General features: G+C 74.7%; 18 protein-coding genes and 1 pseudogene. 10 read left to right on the top strand and 9 right to left on the bottom strand.

The annotated features are described in order from the left end of the window. Window positions 1-35 precede the first annotated feature (35 nt). Window positions 36-818: an endonuclease/exonuclease/phosphatase family protein gene (locus J2S44_RS40740; RefSeq protein WP_310428651.1), complete on the top strand. Its 783-nt coding sequence runs from the start codon at window positions 36-38 to the stop codon at window positions 816-818. Here the strand turns inward: J2S44_RS40740 and J2S44_RS40735 are convergent. Next, complete coding sequence (locus J2S44_RS40735) at window positions 729-1,685, bottom strand: LysR family transcriptional regulator (protein ID WP_310428649.1); 957 nt, start codon at window positions 1,683-1,685, stop codon at window positions 729-731. The two genes, J2S44_RS40740 and J2S44_RS40735, sit on opposite strands and share 90 nt — an antisense overlap. A 76-nt stretch (window positions 1,686-1,761) precedes the next feature. On the opposite strand from J2S44_RS40735, the gene J2S44_RS40730 reads away from it, so the two are divergent. Then, complete coding sequence (locus J2S44_RS40730; RefSeq protein WP_310428648.1) at window positions 1,762-2,670, top strand: EamA family transporter; 909 nt, start codon at window positions 1,762-1,764, stop codon at window positions 2,668-2,670. 150 nt (window positions 2,671-2,820) lie between these two features. Here the strand turns inward: J2S44_RS40730 and J2S44_RS40725 are convergent, their stop codons facing one another. Next, complete coding sequence (locus tag J2S44_RS40725; protein ID WP_310428646.1) at window positions 2,821-3,318, bottom strand: hypothetical protein; 498 nt, start codon at window positions 3,316-3,318, stop codon at window positions 2,821-2,823. 230 nt (window positions 3,319-3,548) lie between these two features. Here J2S44_RS40725 and J2S44_RS40720 point away from each other — a divergent pair, with 230 nt between their 5' ends. The 3 genes from J2S44_RS40720 to J2S44_RS40710 all read left to right on the top strand — a co-directional run bounded on the left by J2S44_RS40720 (window position 3,549) and on the right by J2S44_RS40710 (window position 8,076). Beyond that, the gene (locus J2S44_RS40720; RefSeq protein ID WP_310428643.1) at window positions 3,549-5,189 is read left to right on the top strand and encodes an IucA/IucC family protein; all 1,641 of its coding nucleotides are present in this window, start codon (window positions 3,549-3,551) and stop codon (window positions 5,187-5,189) included. Next, on the top strand, window positions 5,186-6,835 hold the full coding sequence (locus J2S44_RS40715) for an IucA/IucC family protein (protein ID WP_310428641.1): 1,650 nt from the start codon (window positions 5,186-5,188) through the stop codon (window positions 6,833-6,835). Before J2S44_RS40720 ends, J2S44_RS40715 begins: the two co-directional genes overlap by 4 nt. A gap of 92 nt (window positions 6,836-6,927) precedes the next feature. Next, entirely contained in the window at window positions 6,928-8,076 is a 1,149-nt protein-coding gene (locus tag J2S44_RS40710; protein WP_310428639.1) for a type III PLP-dependent enzyme domain-containing protein, read from the top strand. A gap of 194 nt (window positions 8,077-8,270) precedes the next feature. On the opposite strand, the gene J2S44_RS40705 is transcribed toward J2S44_RS40710, so the two are convergent. Continuing rightward, window positions 8,271-8,939, bottom strand: coding sequence for a DNA alkylation repair protein (locus J2S44_RS40705; protein WP_310428637.1), 669 nt, complete (start codon window positions 8,937-8,939; stop codon window positions 8,271-8,273). A 102-nt stretch (window positions 8,940-9,041) separates the two neighbouring features. Here J2S44_RS40705 and J2S44_RS40700 point away from each other — a divergent pair, with 102 nt between their 5' ends. After that, window positions 9,042-9,491, top strand: a complete 450-nt coding sequence (locus J2S44_RS40700) for a hypothetical protein (RefSeq protein ID WP_310428635.1) — start codon at window positions 9,042-9,044, stop codon at window positions 9,489-9,491. On the opposite strand, the gene J2S44_RS40695 is transcribed toward J2S44_RS40700, so the two are convergent. Further along, a complete protein-coding gene (locus tag J2S44_RS40695) occupies window positions 9,463-10,233 on the bottom strand; it encodes an alpha/beta fold hydrolase (RefSeq protein WP_310428633.1) in 771 nt (256 codons plus the stop codon). The two genes, J2S44_RS40700 and J2S44_RS40695, sit on opposite strands and share 29 nt — an antisense overlap. Before the next feature lie 58 nt (window positions 10,234-10,291). On the opposite strand from J2S44_RS40695, the pseudogene J2S44_RS40690 reads away from it, so the two are divergent. The 3 genes and pseudogenes from J2S44_RS40690 to J2S44_RS40680 all read left to right on the top strand — a co-directional run. Then, a pseudogene (locus tag J2S44_RS40690) lies at window positions 10,292-10,528 on the top strand (LLM class flavin-dependent oxidoreductase); the annotation flags it as partial. Between the two features lie 61 nt (window positions 10,529-10,589). After that, entirely contained in the window at window positions 10,590-11,114 is a 525-nt protein-coding gene (locus tag J2S44_RS40685) for a SigE family RNA polymerase sigma factor (RefSeq protein WP_310428631.1), read from the top strand. Window positions 11,115-11,136: 22 nt separating this feature from the next. Further along, window positions 11,137-11,832: a hypothetical protein gene (locus tag J2S44_RS40680; RefSeq protein ID WP_310428629.1), complete on the top strand. Its 696-nt coding sequence runs from the start codon at window positions 11,137-11,139 to the stop codon at window positions 11,830-11,832. Here J2S44_RS40680 and J2S44_RS40675 read toward each other — a convergent pair. The 5 genes from J2S44_RS40675 to J2S44_RS40655 form a co-directional block, all read right to left on the bottom strand. Then, window positions 11,801-13,741, bottom strand: a complete 1,941-nt coding sequence (locus J2S44_RS40675; protein ID WP_310428628.1) for a sigma-70 family RNA polymerase sigma factor — start codon at window positions 13,739-13,741, stop codon at window positions 11,801-11,803. The two genes, J2S44_RS40680 and J2S44_RS40675, sit on opposite strands and share 32 nt — an antisense overlap. A 2-nt stretch (window positions 13,742-13,743) precedes the next feature. Then, window positions 13,744-14,070 (bottom strand): YciI family protein, encoded by a 327-nt coding sequence (locus J2S44_RS40670; RefSeq protein ID WP_310428626.1) that lies wholly within the window; start codon window positions 14,068-14,070, stop codon window positions 13,744-13,746. Window positions 14,071-14,261: 191 nt separating this feature from the next. Beyond that, complete coding sequence (locus J2S44_RS40665; protein WP_310428624.1) at window positions 14,262-14,750, bottom strand: SAM-dependent methyltransferase; 489 nt, start codon at window positions 14,748-14,750, stop codon at window positions 14,262-14,264. Between the two features lie 62 nt (window positions 14,751-14,812). Beyond that, window positions 14,813-15,205 (bottom strand): hypothetical protein, encoded by a 393-nt coding sequence (locus J2S44_RS40660; protein WP_310428622.1) that lies wholly within the window; start codon window positions 15,203-15,205, stop codon window positions 14,813-14,815. A gap of 102 nt (window positions 15,206-15,307) precedes the next feature. Beyond that, window positions 15,308-15,454, bottom strand: a complete 147-nt coding sequence (locus J2S44_RS40655) for a hypothetical protein (protein WP_310428620.1) — start codon at window positions 15,452-15,454, stop codon at window positions 15,308-15,310. A 103-nt stretch (window positions 15,455-15,557) separates the two neighbouring features. Between J2S44_RS40655 and J2S44_RS40650 the strand changes: the two genes are divergently transcribed. Next, a complete protein-coding gene (locus tag J2S44_RS40650; RefSeq protein WP_310428618.1) occupies window positions 15,558-16,760 on the top strand; it encodes a cytochrome P450 in 1,203 nt (400 codons plus the stop codon). Window positions 16,761-16,780 lie beyond the last annotated feature (20 nt).

The following is a 16,780-nucleotide window of genomic DNA, read 5'->3' as shown; positions in this document are numbered from 1 at the left end:
GGCCCCGGCACCACATACCCCTTACCGTGACAGAGGTGCGCCTCGCCACCTTCAACATCCTCCACGGCCGCTCCCTGCGCGACGGCACCGTCGACGCCGACCGGCTCACCGACGCCATCAAAACCCTCGACGCCGACATCCTCGGCCTCCAGGAAGTCGACCGCGCCCAAGCCCGCAGCCACCACCTCGACCTCACCGCCCTCGCCGCCGACGCACTCGGCGCCACCCACCACCGCTTCGCCGCCGCCGTCGTCGGCACCCCCGGCGAAGGCTTCCGCCCCCTCACCCACGACGACGACGGCGCCGACGAACCCAACTACGGCATCGCCCTCATCTCCCGCTGGCCGGTCCGCCAATGGCGCATCGTCCGACTCCCCGCCGCACCCGTCCGCTCCCCCGTCTTCACCCCCAAACCCATCCTCATCCGCGACGAACCCCGCGTCCTGCTCGCCGCCGTCATCACCCCACCCTGGGGCGGCACCATCACCGTCGCCACCACCCACCTGTCGTTCGTCCCCGGCTGGAACCTCATCCAGCTCCGCACCGCCGCCCGCGCCCTCCGCGGCATGCCCGGCCCACGACTGCTCACCGGCGACCTCAACCTCCCCACCGGCGTCGCCACCCGCATGACCCGCTGGCGCACCCTCGCCCGCACCCCCACCTTCCCCAGCCCCTCACCCACCCTCCAGCTCGACCACGTCCTCCTCGACCCACGCGACACCGGCGGACTAGGACAGGTCATCAGCGTCGACACCCCCGACGTACCCGTCTCCGACCACCGCCCGCTCGTCGTCCGGCTCACCACACCCGGCCAGTAGACCCAGCACCACCGCCAGCGGCGCCCACACCTCCCGCCCCGCCCGGGTCACCGCACACGCGCGCATCACCACCTCCGGACCCGCCAGCGGCACCACCCGCACACCCGGCCGCACCCGCACGTCCACCGGCAACAGACTCACCCCCAGACCCGCGGCGATCAGGTCCTGCATCAACTCCAGACTGTCCGCACGATGCGTCACCCGCGGCCGGAAACCCGCCATCGACGCGACCGTCCGCACCACCCGCTCATCGATCCCGTTCCGCGAATTCACGATCCACTCATCACCCGCGAACACCCGGAACACCTCCACCGCGCCCGCACCCGCACCCACCACCGACGACGCGGGCACCCCCAGACCCCACCGCCGGCTCCAGACCGGCACCACCCGCAGCGACGAACCGAACGACGCCGGCGCCAGATCGAAGTCGTACGCCAGCACCAGATCACAACCGTCCACCGCCAGCAGACCCAGCGCCTCGTCCGGCTCCAACTCCAGCACCGTCAACCGCACCCCCGGATGATCCACCGCCAGCACCCCCGCCACCGGCAGCACCGAACGCCGGATCGCGGTCTCGAAACCCGCCACCCGCACCGTCCCCACCGGCACCGCACCCGGATCCAGATCCAGCCGCGCCGCCTCCACCGCCGCCAGAATCCCGTCCGCATGCCCCGCCAACCGCCGGCCCGCCGCCGTCAACCGCACATTGCGCCCGTCCGGCTCCACCAACGGCGCCCCCACCTCCCGGGCCAACGCCGCCACCTGCTGCGACACCGTGCTCGTCGACGTACCCAACACATCCGCGACCGCACGCATCGAACCCAGCCGCGCCAACTCCACCAGAAACCGCAACCGCCGCGTCTCCACCGTGCAGATCCTACGAACGATCCGTTCAAGATCCTCACGTGGACGCGAACAGTCCACCACGACTTCACTACCGCACATGCGCTACGCGGTCACCGCCATGATCTGCATCCAGATCGGGCTCGCCCTGTCCGTCCACCTCATCGACACCCTCGGCACCACCGGCGTCGTCTGGCTCCGCCTCGCCTGGTCCGCGCTCATCCTCCTCGCGATCGCCCGACCCCGACGCCACCACCTCACCCCCACCACCGTCGCGCTCGGCATCGTCACCGGCACGCTCCTGCTCACCTTCATGGCCGCCGCCGCACGCCTCCCCCTCGGCACCGCCAGCGCCATCGAATTCCTCGGCCCGCTCACCGTCGCCGTCCTCCAGGGCCACGGCCGCAGCCGCTGGCTCTGGCCACCCGTCGCCGCACTCGGCGTCCTGCTGCTCACCCGCCCCTGGCACGGCACCGACCTCACCGGCGTCGCCTTCGCCCTCACCGCCGCCGTCGCCTGGGCCGGCTACATCCTGCTCACCCAACGCGCCGGCGACCAGGCCACCGGCCTCACCCCACTCGCCGTCTCCCTCCCCGTGGCCCTGCTGCTCACCACCCTGCTCACCCCACCCGCCACCTACCGCGCCCTCACCCCCGAACTGGCACTGACCGGCGCACTCCTCGCCGTCATCGTCACCGTCATCCCGTTCACCCTCGAACTCCTCGCGCTCCGCCGCCTCACCACCACCGCGTTCGGCATCCTGATGTCCCTCGAACCGGCCATCGCCCTCCTCGCCGGCGCGCTCCTGCTCGCCCAGACCCCGGGCCTGCTGCCCCTGGCCGGCATGGCACTGGTGGTCACCGCCGGCATCGGCGCGGCCCGAGCCGGACGACGACCCCAGAACCACACCCCACCGGCGGTACGTCCGGCCACCCTCACCCCACCGGCACCGAGCCCGTCGTCACCCGCGTCCCACCTCGATCCCCGGACCCGAACCCGAAGCCCTTGATGTCGTCGGCGCTCTGCGCCGTCCTCTTCGTTCTTGACGTGAGCGAATGGCGGCGGGCACACCGTGTAGAGCGTCCTAGGAAGATAGGTAATCGGCGTGACCGGCGGAAGCGCCGGCCGGGACTCGGCAGAGGTCGCCGCGCCGCATCCCTCAGCGGGGGGTGCCACGGCCCCCGGGCAGGACGCCGCAGAGCCGGCACGCCCGCTGCGGGCGTCGGGCGTCGTCGCCACAGGCCAGGCACCGGCCGGCCGGCTCGACTCCCGCGGCGCACGCGTCGAGCACCCGGCCCACCACGACCGGGAGAGGCTCCACCGGGTGCTTCCGCGGGTCGGGACAGTAGGCGATGGCGTGACAGCCCCAGGAGTCCCAGGGATGCAGCGTCGCCGGGACGCGCCGGCCCACCCGCTTCTGCAACCGTCGCCGGGCGGCGAACGCGGCCGCCCTCGGCAGCACCAGGGCTCGCACCGGCGACGCGGGATCGGCCTCGATCCGCTCCGGGACGCGGTGGGCGGTTGTCAGATGGTCCCACGTCGCGTGGAAGCCGAACGGCGCGAAGTGGTAGAGGCAGTTCCGCAGGCGCACCCGCCGCACGCGCGGGTCGAAGCTCTCGTCACGAACCAGGCGAGCGGTCGCGGGGAAACTGGTCAACGGAAACCGTCTTCTCTGGATGCTGTCGGCGCGGAGCGCCGTCCGTGATGGTGCCCCGCTCCGAAGTACGTCCGACGGTCCGCGCGGCGACGTGGCCAGGCGCACACCGCCTATCGCGTCCTAGGACGCTAGGTTTGGAGGGAACGGGGGACATCGGCGGGGCCGCGCGGGTGGGACGTCCCGGACGGGTCGAAAATGGCCAGCGGAACGGCTGGAGGGGGTACACGGCGATGACCACGGCAGCGAACACGCCGGACGCGGAACGGACGCGCGACGATCTCGGGCGGCTGCGGCCGGACCTGGTCGCCGACTACGAGGCGGCCCTTCCGGGCGCGCGGGCGGCGGTGCTGGGCCGGCTGTGGGGCGCGATCGGCCGGGAACCCCTGCCGGGGCTCGGCAACCGGAGCACCCGCGGCGGCCGGCTCACCGTGACCCTGGCCGGCGGCGGCACGCTCACCGGCCCGGCCGCGGCCACCGCACCCTTCGCCGAGACAGCACCGGGACCGGCAGCGGGCCGGTCGGCGGGACCGGACGCGGGTGGGGACGCGGGACCGGGACCGCTGCTGGACAGCCCGGACGGCCCGGTCGGCGACCCGGTGCGGGTGGCCCGGATCGCCGGCTGGCCGGACCGGTTCCGCGCCGAACTCGCCAACTCCGTCGCCAACCTCGCGCTGGCCCGGGCGAACGCGTTCCCCACGCCCACGCTCAAGCAGCTCGCCGCCGACCCGGAAGGGCTCGCCACGGCGGAGCAGTCCGTGGTGGACGGGCACCCGATCCACCCCGGCTGCCGGACCCGCACCGGGATGTCGACCGAGGAGGTGCTGGCCTACGCGCCGGAGCACCGCACGATCGTCGAGCTCGCCGAGGTCCGGGTGCCCGAGGACCGCTGGTACGGCGAGGGCCCGCCGATCCTGATGGTCCACCCGTGGCAGCGCGACCACGTCCTCGACCGGCATCCGGAGCTGCGGCCCACCGGGCGCACCCGGCCGGCCCGCCCACTGATGTCGCTGCGCACGCTCGCCCCGGTCGGCCGCCGCAGCCAGCACGTGAAGACCGCGGTCGACGTGCAGATGACGTCCGCGGTGCGCACCGTCTCCCCGGCCGCGGTCCGCAACGGGCCGGTGGTGTCCGTGCTGCTGCACACGCTCGCCACCGACCTGCCCGGCCTGACCGTCCTGCGCGAGACGTTCGCCGGTGCGGTGCTCGTCGACGGCGAGCCCAGCCGCAGCCTCGCCTACCTGGCCCGTGAGGCACCCCGGCAGGCGCCCGGCGAGGTCGTCCTGCCGCTGGCCGCGCTCGCCCAGCCGGCGTTGCAGCGGGACGCGGTCGGCACCGGCTTCGGCGGTGACCCCGTGGCCTTCCTGACGGCGCTCGCGCGGACCGTGCTGCCGCCGCTGCTGGTCATGCTGCACCGCGGCGTCGCCCTCGAGGCGCACGGGCAGAACACGCTGGTCGCGTTGGTCGACGGGGTGCCGACCCGGCTGCTCTACCGGGACCTGGGCGGCGTCCGGATCAGCCCGGCCCGGCTGCGCCGGCACGGGTTCACGCTCGGCGTGCCGGAGCTGCACGGCGACCTCGGCACCGACGACCCGGACGCGCTGCGCACGAAGCTTCTCGCCGCCGCGGTCTCCGGCGCGCTCGCCGAGCAGATCGCGGTGCTCACCCGTACCCACGACGTGGCTCCTGACCTGCTCTGGGGGTCGGTCGCGGCGGTCGCCCGGGACACCTACGCGCGGCTCGGCACCGGCGACACCGCCGGGCTGTTCGGCCCGACGCTGCCGCTCAAGGCCACCACCGCGATGCGGCTGGCCGCCGACCCGCTCGACGACGTGTGGACCCACCTCGACAACCCGATGGCAGGACTGCGATGACCACCGCCCAGCGCGGCCACCACCTCTGCGAACTCGCGCCGGTCACGCTCCGGGACGCGGTCGCGCACACCGCGGCCGGGCTCGACCGGGCCGCGCCCGAGCTGCTGCCCGCGTTCCGCGACGCGATACCCGGGGCCGCCCGCACGGTCGGCACCCGGCTGCTCGGCGCGCTGATCCGCGAGGACATCGGCGACGCGCGCGCCCGGTACGCCGGCCGTGGCACCCGGCACGGCTTCGACCGGGTCGAGCCGGACCCGGACGAGGTCCCGGACGACCCGGTCACGCTGCTCGGCGGCGACCCGGCCGCCTGGGGGCTGGCCGCCGAGATCGTCGACGCGACCGCGAACCTGGCACTGGCGTACGCGCGCCCCCGCGTCGACCGGGTCCCGGCCGACGCGGACGAGACCGCGCTGGCGTACGAACGGCTCGCGATCACCGGGCACAACCTGCACCCGTGCGGGCGCACCCGGCTCGGCTGGACCGTGCCGGACGTGCTCGCCCACGACCTGGAGACGCCCGGCACCACGCTGCGGTTCGTGGCGGTCCGCCGGGAGCTGCTCACCGGGCGGCTGGAACACCCGGACTTCCCACCGGCGCCCAGCGGGTACGCGGTGCAGCCGGTGCACGCCTGGCAGTGGGAGGCGGTCGTCCGCCACCGGTACGCGGACCTGCTCGCCGACGACGCGCTCCGGCCGCTCGACGGCGAGCTGCCGGTCTCCCCCACCGCGGCGCTGCGCACCGTGCTGCTGCCGCCCGGCCCGGACCGCGCCCGGCACTACCTGAAGGTGTCGCTGGACATCCAGGTCACCTCGACCCGGCGCAGCATCTCGGTGGCCAGCACGCAGAACGGGCCGGCGCTGTCGAAGCTGCTGCACACGCTCGTCGACGACGACCCGGACGGGCACCGGCTGCTGCTGCTCGCCGAGACCGCGGGCACCGCCGTCCCCGCGGCCGGGCGCGACCTGGCCGCGATCCTGCGCCGCGGCATCGACCACCGGCTGGCCGACGGCGAGACCGTGGTGCCGGGCAGCGCGCTCGCCGCGACCGACCCGGCCACCGGGCGGACCGTGCTGGCCGGGCTCGCCGACGCGTACCCGGGCGACGCGCTCGGTTTCGTCGAGGACTACGCCCGGCTGCTGCTGCCGGCACCGCTGCGGCTCGCGGCCCGGCACGGCATCGCGCTCGAGGCGCACCTGCAGAACTGCCTGCCGACGTTCCGGCACGGGCGCCCGCACCGCCTGGTGCTGCGCGACTTCGCCGGCCTGCGGCTGCACCGGCCGCGGCTGGTCGCATCCGGCGTCGACCTGCCGTTGTGGCCCGGCTCGGTGACCGCCACGGACGACGACGACACGATGCGGGCCAAGATCGGCTACACCGCGTTGCAGGCCCACCTGGGCGAGATCATCGTGCAGCTGACCCGGTCGCACGGCCTGGACGAGGCGGCGGCGTGGCGGCGGGTGCGCGCGGTCGTCGACGAGGTCTACGACGGGCTGCGCGGCGGGCCGCGACCGGTGCCGGCCGCTGCCGACGACCACGCCGCGCTGACCGCGCCGCTGGTGCCGCACAAGGCCCTGGTCCGCATGCGGCTGGCCGGTTCCGGCGACGTCCACCACCCGGTCCGGAACCCGCTGCATGTCTTCCCGTGACACATCGCCGCCGCACCGGCGCCGGTGCGGCGGCCCGGTCCGGTGCGACCCGGGCGGCCGGCCGGCCCCCGGCGATCCGGTGAGGAGCCCGCATGCCGTTCCCTGACGCGCTGCTCGGCGCCGAGCGCCCGGTCAGCGCCTACGTCTACTCCCGGGCCGTGCTGGCCGAGACCGCGGCGCGGGTGCGGGCGGCGCTGCCGGCCGGGGCGACGCTGCTCTACGCGGTCAAGGCCAACGGGCACCCGGACGTGGTCGCCGCGCTCGCCGCCGCCACGGACGGCCTCGAGGTGGCCTCCGGCGGGGAACTCGCGCTCGCGGTCGCGGCCGGCGCGCGGCGGATCGCCTTCGGCGGGCCCGCGAAGACCGACCGGGAACTGCACGACGCGGTACGGGCCGGCGCGCTCGTCCACGTCGAGAGCGTCCTCGAGCTGCGCCGCCTGGACGCGATCGCCGGCCGGCTCGGGACGCGGGCGGCCGCGGCGCTGCGGGTCAACCGGGCCGTGGCCGGCCCGGACGGCAGTCACCGGATGACCGGTACCCCGACGCCGTTCGGGATCGACGAGGCCACGCTGGACGCCGCGTTCGCGGTGCCGCTGCGCGCGGTCGAACTGCGCGGCTTCCACCTGCACGCGGTGTCGAACTCGCTGGACGCCGGCGCCTACGCCAGGTTCGTCGCCGGCGCGGTGGACTGGTCGGTGGCGGCCGCGGCGCGGTACGGGCTGGATCTGCGCTACGTCAACGTCGGCGGTGGACTCGGCGTCTCCTACACCGGTGCCGACACGCTCGACCTGGAAGCGCTCCACGCCGGGCTCGCCACGCTCACCGTACCCGGGAACGTGGATCTGGTTTTTGAACCCGGCCGTTTCCTGGCCGCGGACGCGGGGTGGTACGCGGCCGAGGTCATCGACCTGAAACGGACGCACGGCCGCTGGTTCGCGGTCCTCCGCGGCGGTACCCACCACTTCCGGCTGCCGGCGGCGTGGGGGTACAGCCACCCGTTCACCGTGCTGCCCCGCGACGACGCGTGGGAGTGGGAGTTCACCCGGCCGTCGGTGACGGACGTGCCGGTCGACGCCGTGGGTGAGCTGTGCACGCCGCGCGACGTGCTGGCCCGGAACGTCCACGTGGACCGGCTGCGGGTCGGCGACGTGCTGGTCTTCGCCCGGACCGGCGCCTACGGCTGGGACATCTCGCACCACGACTTCCTGCGCCACCCGCACCCACAGATCATCGTGGTGTGACCCGCGGGCGGCACCCCGTCCGGCGCGTCCCGGGAGGCTGGCCGGTTCCGCCTGTGGGATGCGGCACAGTGGGCGGGGCTCAGCCTCGGCGCGGGCGTGCCGAACGTGGGCTCGCCGTCGAGACCTGATTCCCCGCCCCTCCCGGAGCGACGCCGTCCGGCCCCGTGAAGCCGGTCGCTCCGGGAGGGCTCTCGTCAGCCGGCGTCCTGCCGGCGGACCATCTCGGAGATCCAGGCCGGCGCGTACGGCGACGTGCAGCCCGGCGGCGTCGGATAGTCCTTGAGCACCTCGAGGCGCTCGCCGATCTCCAGCGCGCGGGCCCGCCGCGCCGGGTGCTGGATGCCGATCTGGGCGAGGCAGTGGTTCATCGCCCACTGCAGCCGGTCCGGTGCGCCCTTCATCTCCGCGTCGATGACGTCGAGCAGACCGTCGAGGTCCAGGCCGGCCGGCTTCCGCACGACGCGCTCACCGGTCAGCGCCCAGCCCGCGCTCGCCACCACCGGGTCCGGGTCGGCGGACCAGGTCACGCGCAGGTCCTCGGCGTGCGGGCTCTTCATCACCACGTAGTTGACGAGCCAGTCGTGCACCTTCGGCGTGCGGGCGTCACGCAGCATGCGGTCCAGCGCGTCCCGGTCGAACGCCTTCGGCCGGCAGATCAGCAACGCCACGAGTCGCGCCGCGCTGTCGCCGGTGTCCCATAGCCGTACCGCCAGGTCCTGCCGGGTCTTCAATCTCTTCGCGACCGCGCGCAGCGCGCCCAGCCGCACGCCGTGATCGTCGCCGTGCCTCTCGTTGACCGCGCGCACCCCCGGGTCGTCCAGCGTGGCCAGCTCGGCCTGGACGGCGTCCACCTCAGCATCCATCCGCCGACTATTTCAGACCCGGCTTATTTAAGGCAATGCTGAAGTTGTCAAGATCCTCTACCGTCTCAGGCGTCACGATCTCCACGTCGAAAGGCTGCTCCAATGAACCGCTCGCTCGCCGCCCTGCTGGCGCTCGCCGTCGCGGCGCCGGTGCTCGGCGCCTGCAGTGGTACCGACACCTCCGAGCTCCGGCAGATCAAGCCGGGCTCCGCCGTCTACATCGACGCCTGGGACGAGAACGGCGACCGCGGCGACCAGGCCCAGATCGAGCAGAAGCCGTCCGGGCTGTGGGTGGTGCCGCTGCAGGCGCACTTCCGCCAGACCAAGGGCAAGGGCTTCGACGTACGGGTCGAGCTGACCCGCGACGGCCTCTGGCGCGTCGACCCGGAGGGCACCCAGGTCGGCCGCGACCACGACGACTGCCTCGAGGACGGCGAGGCCTACGCCCAGATGGCCGCCGCCGACGCCGCGCTCCGCTGGGAACCCGACGCCGGCGGTGGCACCGGTGGCGGCGACGACTGCGTCACGCTCCAGCAGGAGACGAAGAAATAACCGCGGCCACCACCAGATCCGGGTCGTCCCGGTGCGGCGAGTGCCCGCACCCGGGGGCGACCCGGTAGGTCGCGTGCCCCGGCAGCGCGGCCGCCTGCGCGTCCGGGAAGCTCGGCTCCTCGACCACCGGGTCCGCACCCAGCACCGTCACCGGCGCGCCGATCCGCCCGATCGACGGCAGCAGATCCCACGGGCCGTTGTCGCGCAGGCAGTGCTCCACCACGTACGGCGAGCACGCGGCCGCGGCCGCCGCCTTCAACCGCACCGTCTCCGGGTGCCAGCGCGGTTGCGCCTCGGCGATCTCCGCCGGGGTGGCGGTCAGCTCGGCCGTGAGCGCGACGACGTACCGCTCGATCTCCGGCCCGGAGACCCGCAACACCGGATCCAGCAACAGGTACGCCCGCGCGTCCAGCACACCGGCGGCCGCGGCCGTCACCACCGCGGCGCCGCCCAGCGAGTGCCCGACCACCACGTCCCAGCCCGCACCCTCGTCGTCGACGGCGCCGAGGTCCGCCGCGTGGTCCGCCAGCCGGTAGCCGACCGCACCCGGCGCACGCCCGTGGCCGCGCAGATCCACCGCCGTCACCCGGCAGCCGGCCCGCGCCAGCCCGTCCGCCACCTGCCACCACACGACCGCCGCCGACGTCAGCCCGTGCACCAGCAGCACCCGCGTCGCGGCATCCCGCGCACCCCACCGCAGCACCGGCAACTCCACCGGCACCGCCCGCTCACCATGATCCATGGCCGGAGGGTAGACCCACCCGGCCGCTCGTTCCAGCCTCCCGCCCGCGCCGACGGCCGCCCACCCGTGCGGGACGCGGCGGGTGCTGCTGGGCCGGACGGTGACGCCGGTGCCGCGGTGGCGGGCGTGGGAACTGGTGGCGCAGGCGGCGGCGGTCGACCGGTTGTCGGGCGGGCGGCTGGTGCTGGGCGTCGGTGACCGGGCGGACCGGGCCTTCGCGGTCGCGGACGTCGCCGGCGGCGCGGTGACCGGTCGCGGCCACCGGGCCGCCACGACGACCGGGTCAGCGCGGTGAACTGTCGTGCAGCTGACACTCGCGGATGCAACCCCGGGCCGTGTGATTCCGTCAGGGGATCATGAAGGTCGGGAGAGGCAACGCGCGCGACCAGGAGTTTCATGACTTCGTGTCGGCGCGGCGCGCGGGGCTGGTGCGGACCGCCACGCTGTTGACCGGCGGGGACGCGCACACGGCGGAGGATCTGGTGCAGACCACGCTGACCCGGCTGTACGTGGCGTGGCCGTCGTTCCGGGCGGCCCGCAACCCGGACGGATATCTGCGGCGCGCACTGGTCAACTGCCTGGTGGACGAGCACCGGCGGCCGTGGCGGCGGGCGGAGCGGAGCACGGCGGTGCCGCCGGAGACGGAGGCGCCGGTGTCGGCCGACGAGCCGGAGGCCGCGGGCGAGGTGCGCCGCGCGCTGCGCGAGTTGCCGCCGCGGATGCGGGCCGCGGTGGTGTTCCGGTACTTCTACGAGCTGGACATCGCGGAGACCGCGGACGCGCTCGGCTGCAGCACGGGCACGGTGAAGAGCCAGACGGCGCGGGGCCTGGACCGGCTGCGCGAGGCACTGGACCGGTCGGTGTCCGGTGCGGTCATCTGAAGAGAGCCTGAGGACGAGGGCGATGAGTGATCTGCGGCAGTACCTGGACCGGATCGCCGGGCCGGAGCACCCGCCGGCTCCGGGCACGGTGGATTCCGACGTGACGCGCGGCCGGGTGGCGCTGCGCCGCAAGCGGCAGGTGCACGGCCTGCTGGGCGGCGCGCTGGCGCTGGTGGCGGTGGGTGCGCTCGGCGTCGCGGTGGTGACCGCGGGCCCACCGGCCGAGCGCGGCGGCGACCGCATCGAGGCCGCGCCGTCCGCCGCGCCGGCGACTCCCGGCGGCACCGCGAGCGCGGTGGACACCGGCGGTGCCTCCGGCGTGCGCCTGGTCGCGTTCGCCGGTGACCAGCCCGAGGGTTTCACGATCGACATGGTGCCGGAGGGCTGGGAGATCCAGAGTTCCGTCGCCACCACGCTGCTGATCGCGCCGATCGGCCTCCCCGACCGGAACCCGGACTCGTTCGCCAACAAGATCACCGTTTCGCTCCAGGACGAGGCGCCGGGCGCCGGGGTGCCCGGCGAGCAGGTCACCGTCGCCGGCCGGCCGGCCGCGTTGTGGACCAGCGAGGACGGGGTCCGCACGCTGTTCGTGCCGCTCGGCGACGGCGCCTATCTGAACGTCCAGCTGTGGAACAACCTGCGCTGGGACACCGCCACGATCGCCGAGTTCGCGGCCGGGATCACGGTCACCGACGACGTGCAGCGCTCCCGGGGCTGAACCGCCGCAGCGTGGCCCCGGTGGCGCGCTTGCACAGGTATTCGGCGCGTTCGTAGGACAGCCGCCGCCGGCCGGTCTCCGGGCACAGGTCCGCCGCCGCGGCCGGTGTCCGGGCCGGACCGGGGCGCCGGTCGGCGAGGAACAGCGGGCCGCGCGCCCGCCCGCCGATCAGGGCCGGCAGCAGCCGTGCGGTCCCGGACCGCCAGGTCACGCCCTTCCCGGGGGCGCTGCGGTCGTCGAGGTCGAGGTCCTGCACGTCGAGCCCGAGCGCCGCGGTGACGGTCGCGCCGGACTCGTGCAGCAGCAGCCACAGCGCGCGTTCCCGCAGCGGGTGCGCGCCGTCCGCGCACAGCGCGGCCACCGTCTCGGTGGGCAGGGGCCCGGCCACGGTACGGGTGTCCGCGCGCCGCTCCAGCCCGGCGGCGAGCCCGGGCACGCCCGCCCAGGCCGCGAACGACCGGATCGTGGCCCGGTGCCGGTTCCAGGTGGCCGGCGCGGCCTCGCCCCACGCGGTGACGCAGGCGCGGGTGATCGCGTCCGCGGTGAGCGTGGTCATCGGGGTGTCGTCGCCGAGCGCCCGGCGGAGCCGGTCGAGCGTCTGCGCGTACGACCGGCGGGTGCTCGCGTCGTGCCGGGTCAGGAACTCGGCGGCGCGTTCCCGTACCGTACCGCCGCTCGGGGTCCGGTCCTGGTCCTCGGCCGGCAGGCCGTCGGCGCGGCCGCGCAGGTACGCGGCCTCGGCCCGGTTCCGGGTGAGCGTGGCGGCGCGGCGCAGTTCGGTCCGGGCCGCCGCGTGCCGCCCGAGCCGGGCCAGCAGGTCGCCGCGCACGGCCGGGAGCAGGTGGTAGTCGCGCAGCCGCGGGTTGTCGAGGAGCGCGTCGGTCAGCGCGAGACCGGCCGCCGGCCCGTCCGCCGCACCGACCGCGACCGCACGGTTGAGCCGCACGACCGGCGTCGGCCGCAGCGTCTCCAGCGTCGCGTAGAGCGAGGCGATCCGCGCCCAGTCGGTCTCCTCGGCGGTGCGGGCCTGCGCGTGACAGGCCGCGATCGCGCCCTGGAGCAGGTACGGGCCGGGCGCTCCGCCGGCGTCCCGGGCGCGCAACATGGCCGCGAAGCCGCGCTGGATGAGCAACCGGTCCCAGCGCCCGCGGTTCTGCTCGTGCAGCGGGATCGGTGTGCCGTCCGGCGCGGTGCGGGCCGCTTCCCGGGACGCCTGGATCTCCATCAGCGCGACCAGCCCGTGCACCTCTGACTCGCCGGGTGCGAGCACGGCCAGCAGCCGCCCGAGCCGCAGCGCCTGCCGGCACAGGTCGGCGCGGACCAGGTCGTCGCCGGCGGTGGCGGTGTACCCCTCGTTGAAGATCAGGTAGATGACCTCGAGGACCGCGTCCAGCCGTTCCGCCAGTTCGGGGCCGTCGGGCAGCGCGAACGCGACGCCGGCCGCCGCGAGCGTGCGCTTGGCGGACGAGATGCGGCGCGCGATCGTCTGCTCGGTGACCAGGTACGCGCGGGCGATCTCGCCGGTGGTGAGCCCGCCGACGAGTTTGAGCGTGAGCGCGACCCGGGCCGTGGCGGGCAGCACCGGGTGGCAGGTGACGAACATCAGCCGCAGGACGTCGTCGCGCTCGTCGCCGTCCGCGGTGTCGTCGCCGGGCCGGGCCGCAGTCTCCGCGTAGGCGCGGTCCCGCGCCTGCGACCGCCGGATGTGGTCGACGGCCCGGCGTTTCGCGACCGTCATCAGCCAGGCGCCCGGGTTGTCCGGCACGCCGTCGGCCGGCCACCGCTCCAGCGCGGTGACCAGCGCGTCCTGGGCCAGTTCCTCGGCCAGGCCCACATCGTGCACCACGCGGGTGAGCGCGGCGACGATGCGGGCCGACTCGAGGCGCCAGACCGCCTCGACGGTCTCCATCCCTAGCCGAACACCTGCTGGATCACGCTCTTGCCGTCGCCGACCATGCGCCGGAACCGCCGGCACAGCTCGATCGCCTCGGCCTCGGACCCGACCTCGATCAGCGCGAAGCCGGCCGCGACCTCCTTCGCCTCGGTGAACGGCCCGTCGACCGTGGTGATCTCGCCGTCCCGGGAGGTCAGCACCGTGCCGGCCGGCGCGAGGCCGCCGGTGGCCAGCAGCTGCCCGGCCGCGGTGAGCTCCTGGACGAACGCGGCCATGTCGGCGAACAGTTTCTCGTCCGGCGCGGGCGTGGTCTCGGTGGAGATGGACGTCATCAGGTAGCGCATCGGTCGTTTCCTCTCGTGGGTGGAGCAGTGCCTCACCCTCACGACGCGCAGTCTATGTGACAGGGAACGCCGCCGTTCCCTGTCACATAGTCACCAGTACGGCGGTGACGGGTCGATCACGGTTTGCGTCCCACGCCCGCGACCACCGGCATCCCGACCGGGTCGGGCGCGCCCGGGTCCGACTCCGGACGTCAGTGCGTCACCCAGGTCAGGCCCGGCTCGACCGGCAGGTAGTCGCCGAACAGCGCGGTGAGTTCCGCGCGCGTGCGGGCGGTCGCGGTCCGCACGCCGGCCGGCCGGTAGACCTCGGCGACCGCGGCGGTCGGATCGTGGTCCGGCGGCGGCGCGACGGGATGCGTCAGCGCGAGACAGCTGCCGGGCGGAAAGGCGTCGCGCAGGGTACGCACCGCGGGCACCACGGCCTCGTCGGGCAGGAACTGCAGCACGGACAGCATCAGCAGCGCGGTCGGCTCGGCCGGGTCGATCAGCCGCTCCCGTTCGGGGTGGGCCAGGATGTCCGCGGGCGCGGTCAGGTCACCCCGGATCGCGGCGGCCCGGTCGTTGCCGCGCAGCAGCTCGGCGCCGAGCGCGACCGCCTCGGGGTCGATGTCGGTCGGCCGCGGTTGGTGCCGGCCGCCCAGGTAGTAGTCGTACATCCGCGCCACGCTCGGCTTGTCCATCGACGCAGCGTAGGCCCGCCGGCACGAAACGGTCCACAGTGGCCGGCGGGCCCGGCGGCGGGTCAGTCCGGCGTGACCAGGCCCTGCAGGCCGACCACGATGGCGATGATCCCGAAGATCGCCAGGATCAGGCCGGCACCGACCGCGCCGTCCGGCGTGCCGTCGGCGCGGGCGACCGGGCGGCGGCCGGTCAGCCGGTCCCACAGCAGCAGGACGCCGACGATGACGCCGACCACCTCGAAGTGGAAGACGCGCGGCCCGGAGATCAGGTGCACGATGAGGAAGTACCCGCCGGTGACGAGCGCGACGATGCCGACGATCCAGCCGAACGCGCCGAGCCGGCCGGCGAACCGGGCCAGATCGTCACCGATCCGGGGCAGGCGGCTCAGCAGGGCTATGGCGAGCAGGAATCCGCCCAGGATGTTGGCGAGATCCAGCAGCAAAGACATGATCATGGGGTGCCGTCCTCCGCACGGCCGACGACGTGGGTTGAGCGACGTCGATCGCAGCCTAGCGGCGGTCCGGAGGTCTCGCACTGGGAGCGGTCCCAGCGCAGGTCAGCCGCGGGACACCAGCCGGTCGAGCATGCCGCCGGCGAAGAGCAGCGCCGGGCAGATCCAGACCGCGACCGGCAGCGAGCCCATCAGGCCGATGAACCCGGCCGTCCAGGATGAGATGGTGTCGACGATGACGGCGGGATCCATGCGGAACCTCCGGCGCGCAGGGGGTGGGGCCCGCACCGATCGGTCAACCGGCCGCTCACCTGACGGAAACCGCGCCCTTGTGCCCACCTGACAGGATGCCCTCATGATCGATAGGGCGGCTCTGCACGAGTGGCGGGTGATCGGCGCGGCCCGGCCCGCGCTCCCGCTGCTGCTGACCGCGGGCCGGCTGGCCACGCCGCTGCGGAAGGTTCCGAAGCTCGGCTGGGTGGTCGCCGATCCCGTGACGGCACGCGCGATCCTGAACGATCCGGCACACTTCAACCTGCTCGGCGAGGGCGGCGTCGGCCACATGTGGTCGCAGCTGCTCGGCGACTGGGTCGACGAGGTCTTCGACGGTCCCGGCCACCACAGCCTGCGCTCGCGGACGCGGGACCTGTTCACCGAGGAGAGCGCGACCCGGCTCGCGGAGCGGGTGGTCGGCCCGCGGCTGGCCGAGGCGGGTGCGGACCTCGCGGCCGGCCGGACCGTGGACGTGGCGGACCTGGCCCGGGTGCTGGTCGGCCGGATCGTGGCGGACCTGCTGCACCTGCGCACGGCGGACACGGACGCGGCGTACCGGGAGATCTTCGCGACCGGCGAGGAACTGGCCACGCTCGCGATGAACGCGTCCACGAGCACCCACCTGGCGCCGGAGACGCTGGCCCGCGGCCGGGCGATCGTCACCCGGCTGACCGTGAACGTGCCCGAGGCGTTCCGCACCGCGCCGCCGACCACCGTGCTGGGCCGGTGCCGCGAGCTGGGCGTGGCGCAACTGCACGCGGAGGGGCTGTCCACGCTGCTGATGGTGGCCGGCACCGAGACCGCCGCGAGCGCGATGGCCCGAATCGTGGCGCTGCTGCACGACTCCGGCGCCCAGCACCGGGTACTGGAAGATCAAGACCTGATTCCCGAGGCGGTACGGGAGGGGCTGCGCGTCACCACCCCGGCGGCCGCGATCGGCCGGTCGGTGACCGCGGACGTGACCGTGGCCGGCCGGACCCTGCGCGCCGGCGAGCGGGTGCTGATCCTCACGCACGCGGCGAACAACCGGGCCGGCGGCTTCTCGCTGGACCGCGGATACCTGCCCGAGCAACGCCAACTGTGGTTCGGCGCCGGCCGGCACCTGTGCCTGGGCGCGCCGCTCGCCCGCGCGGAGATCGGCGGCCTGCTCCGCACGCTCACCGCACCGGGCCGCCCGTGGACCATCCGCGGCCGCCGCTACCGCCGCCGGGTACTGATCCCGTCCTACGAGTCGCTGCCGGTGACGCTGGCCCCGGCCCGGGCACCGGCCCTGTCCGGCAGATGACCGACCCGCGGGCCGACGAC

It is taken from the genome of Catenuloplanes niger (assembly GCF_031458255.1).
In the GTDB taxonomy this organism is placed as follows: domain Bacteria; phylum Actinomycetota; class Actinomycetes; order Mycobacteriales; family Micromonosporaceae; genus Catenuloplanes; species Catenuloplanes niger.
This window is presented reverse-complemented; position numbering and strand designations above follow the sequence as displayed.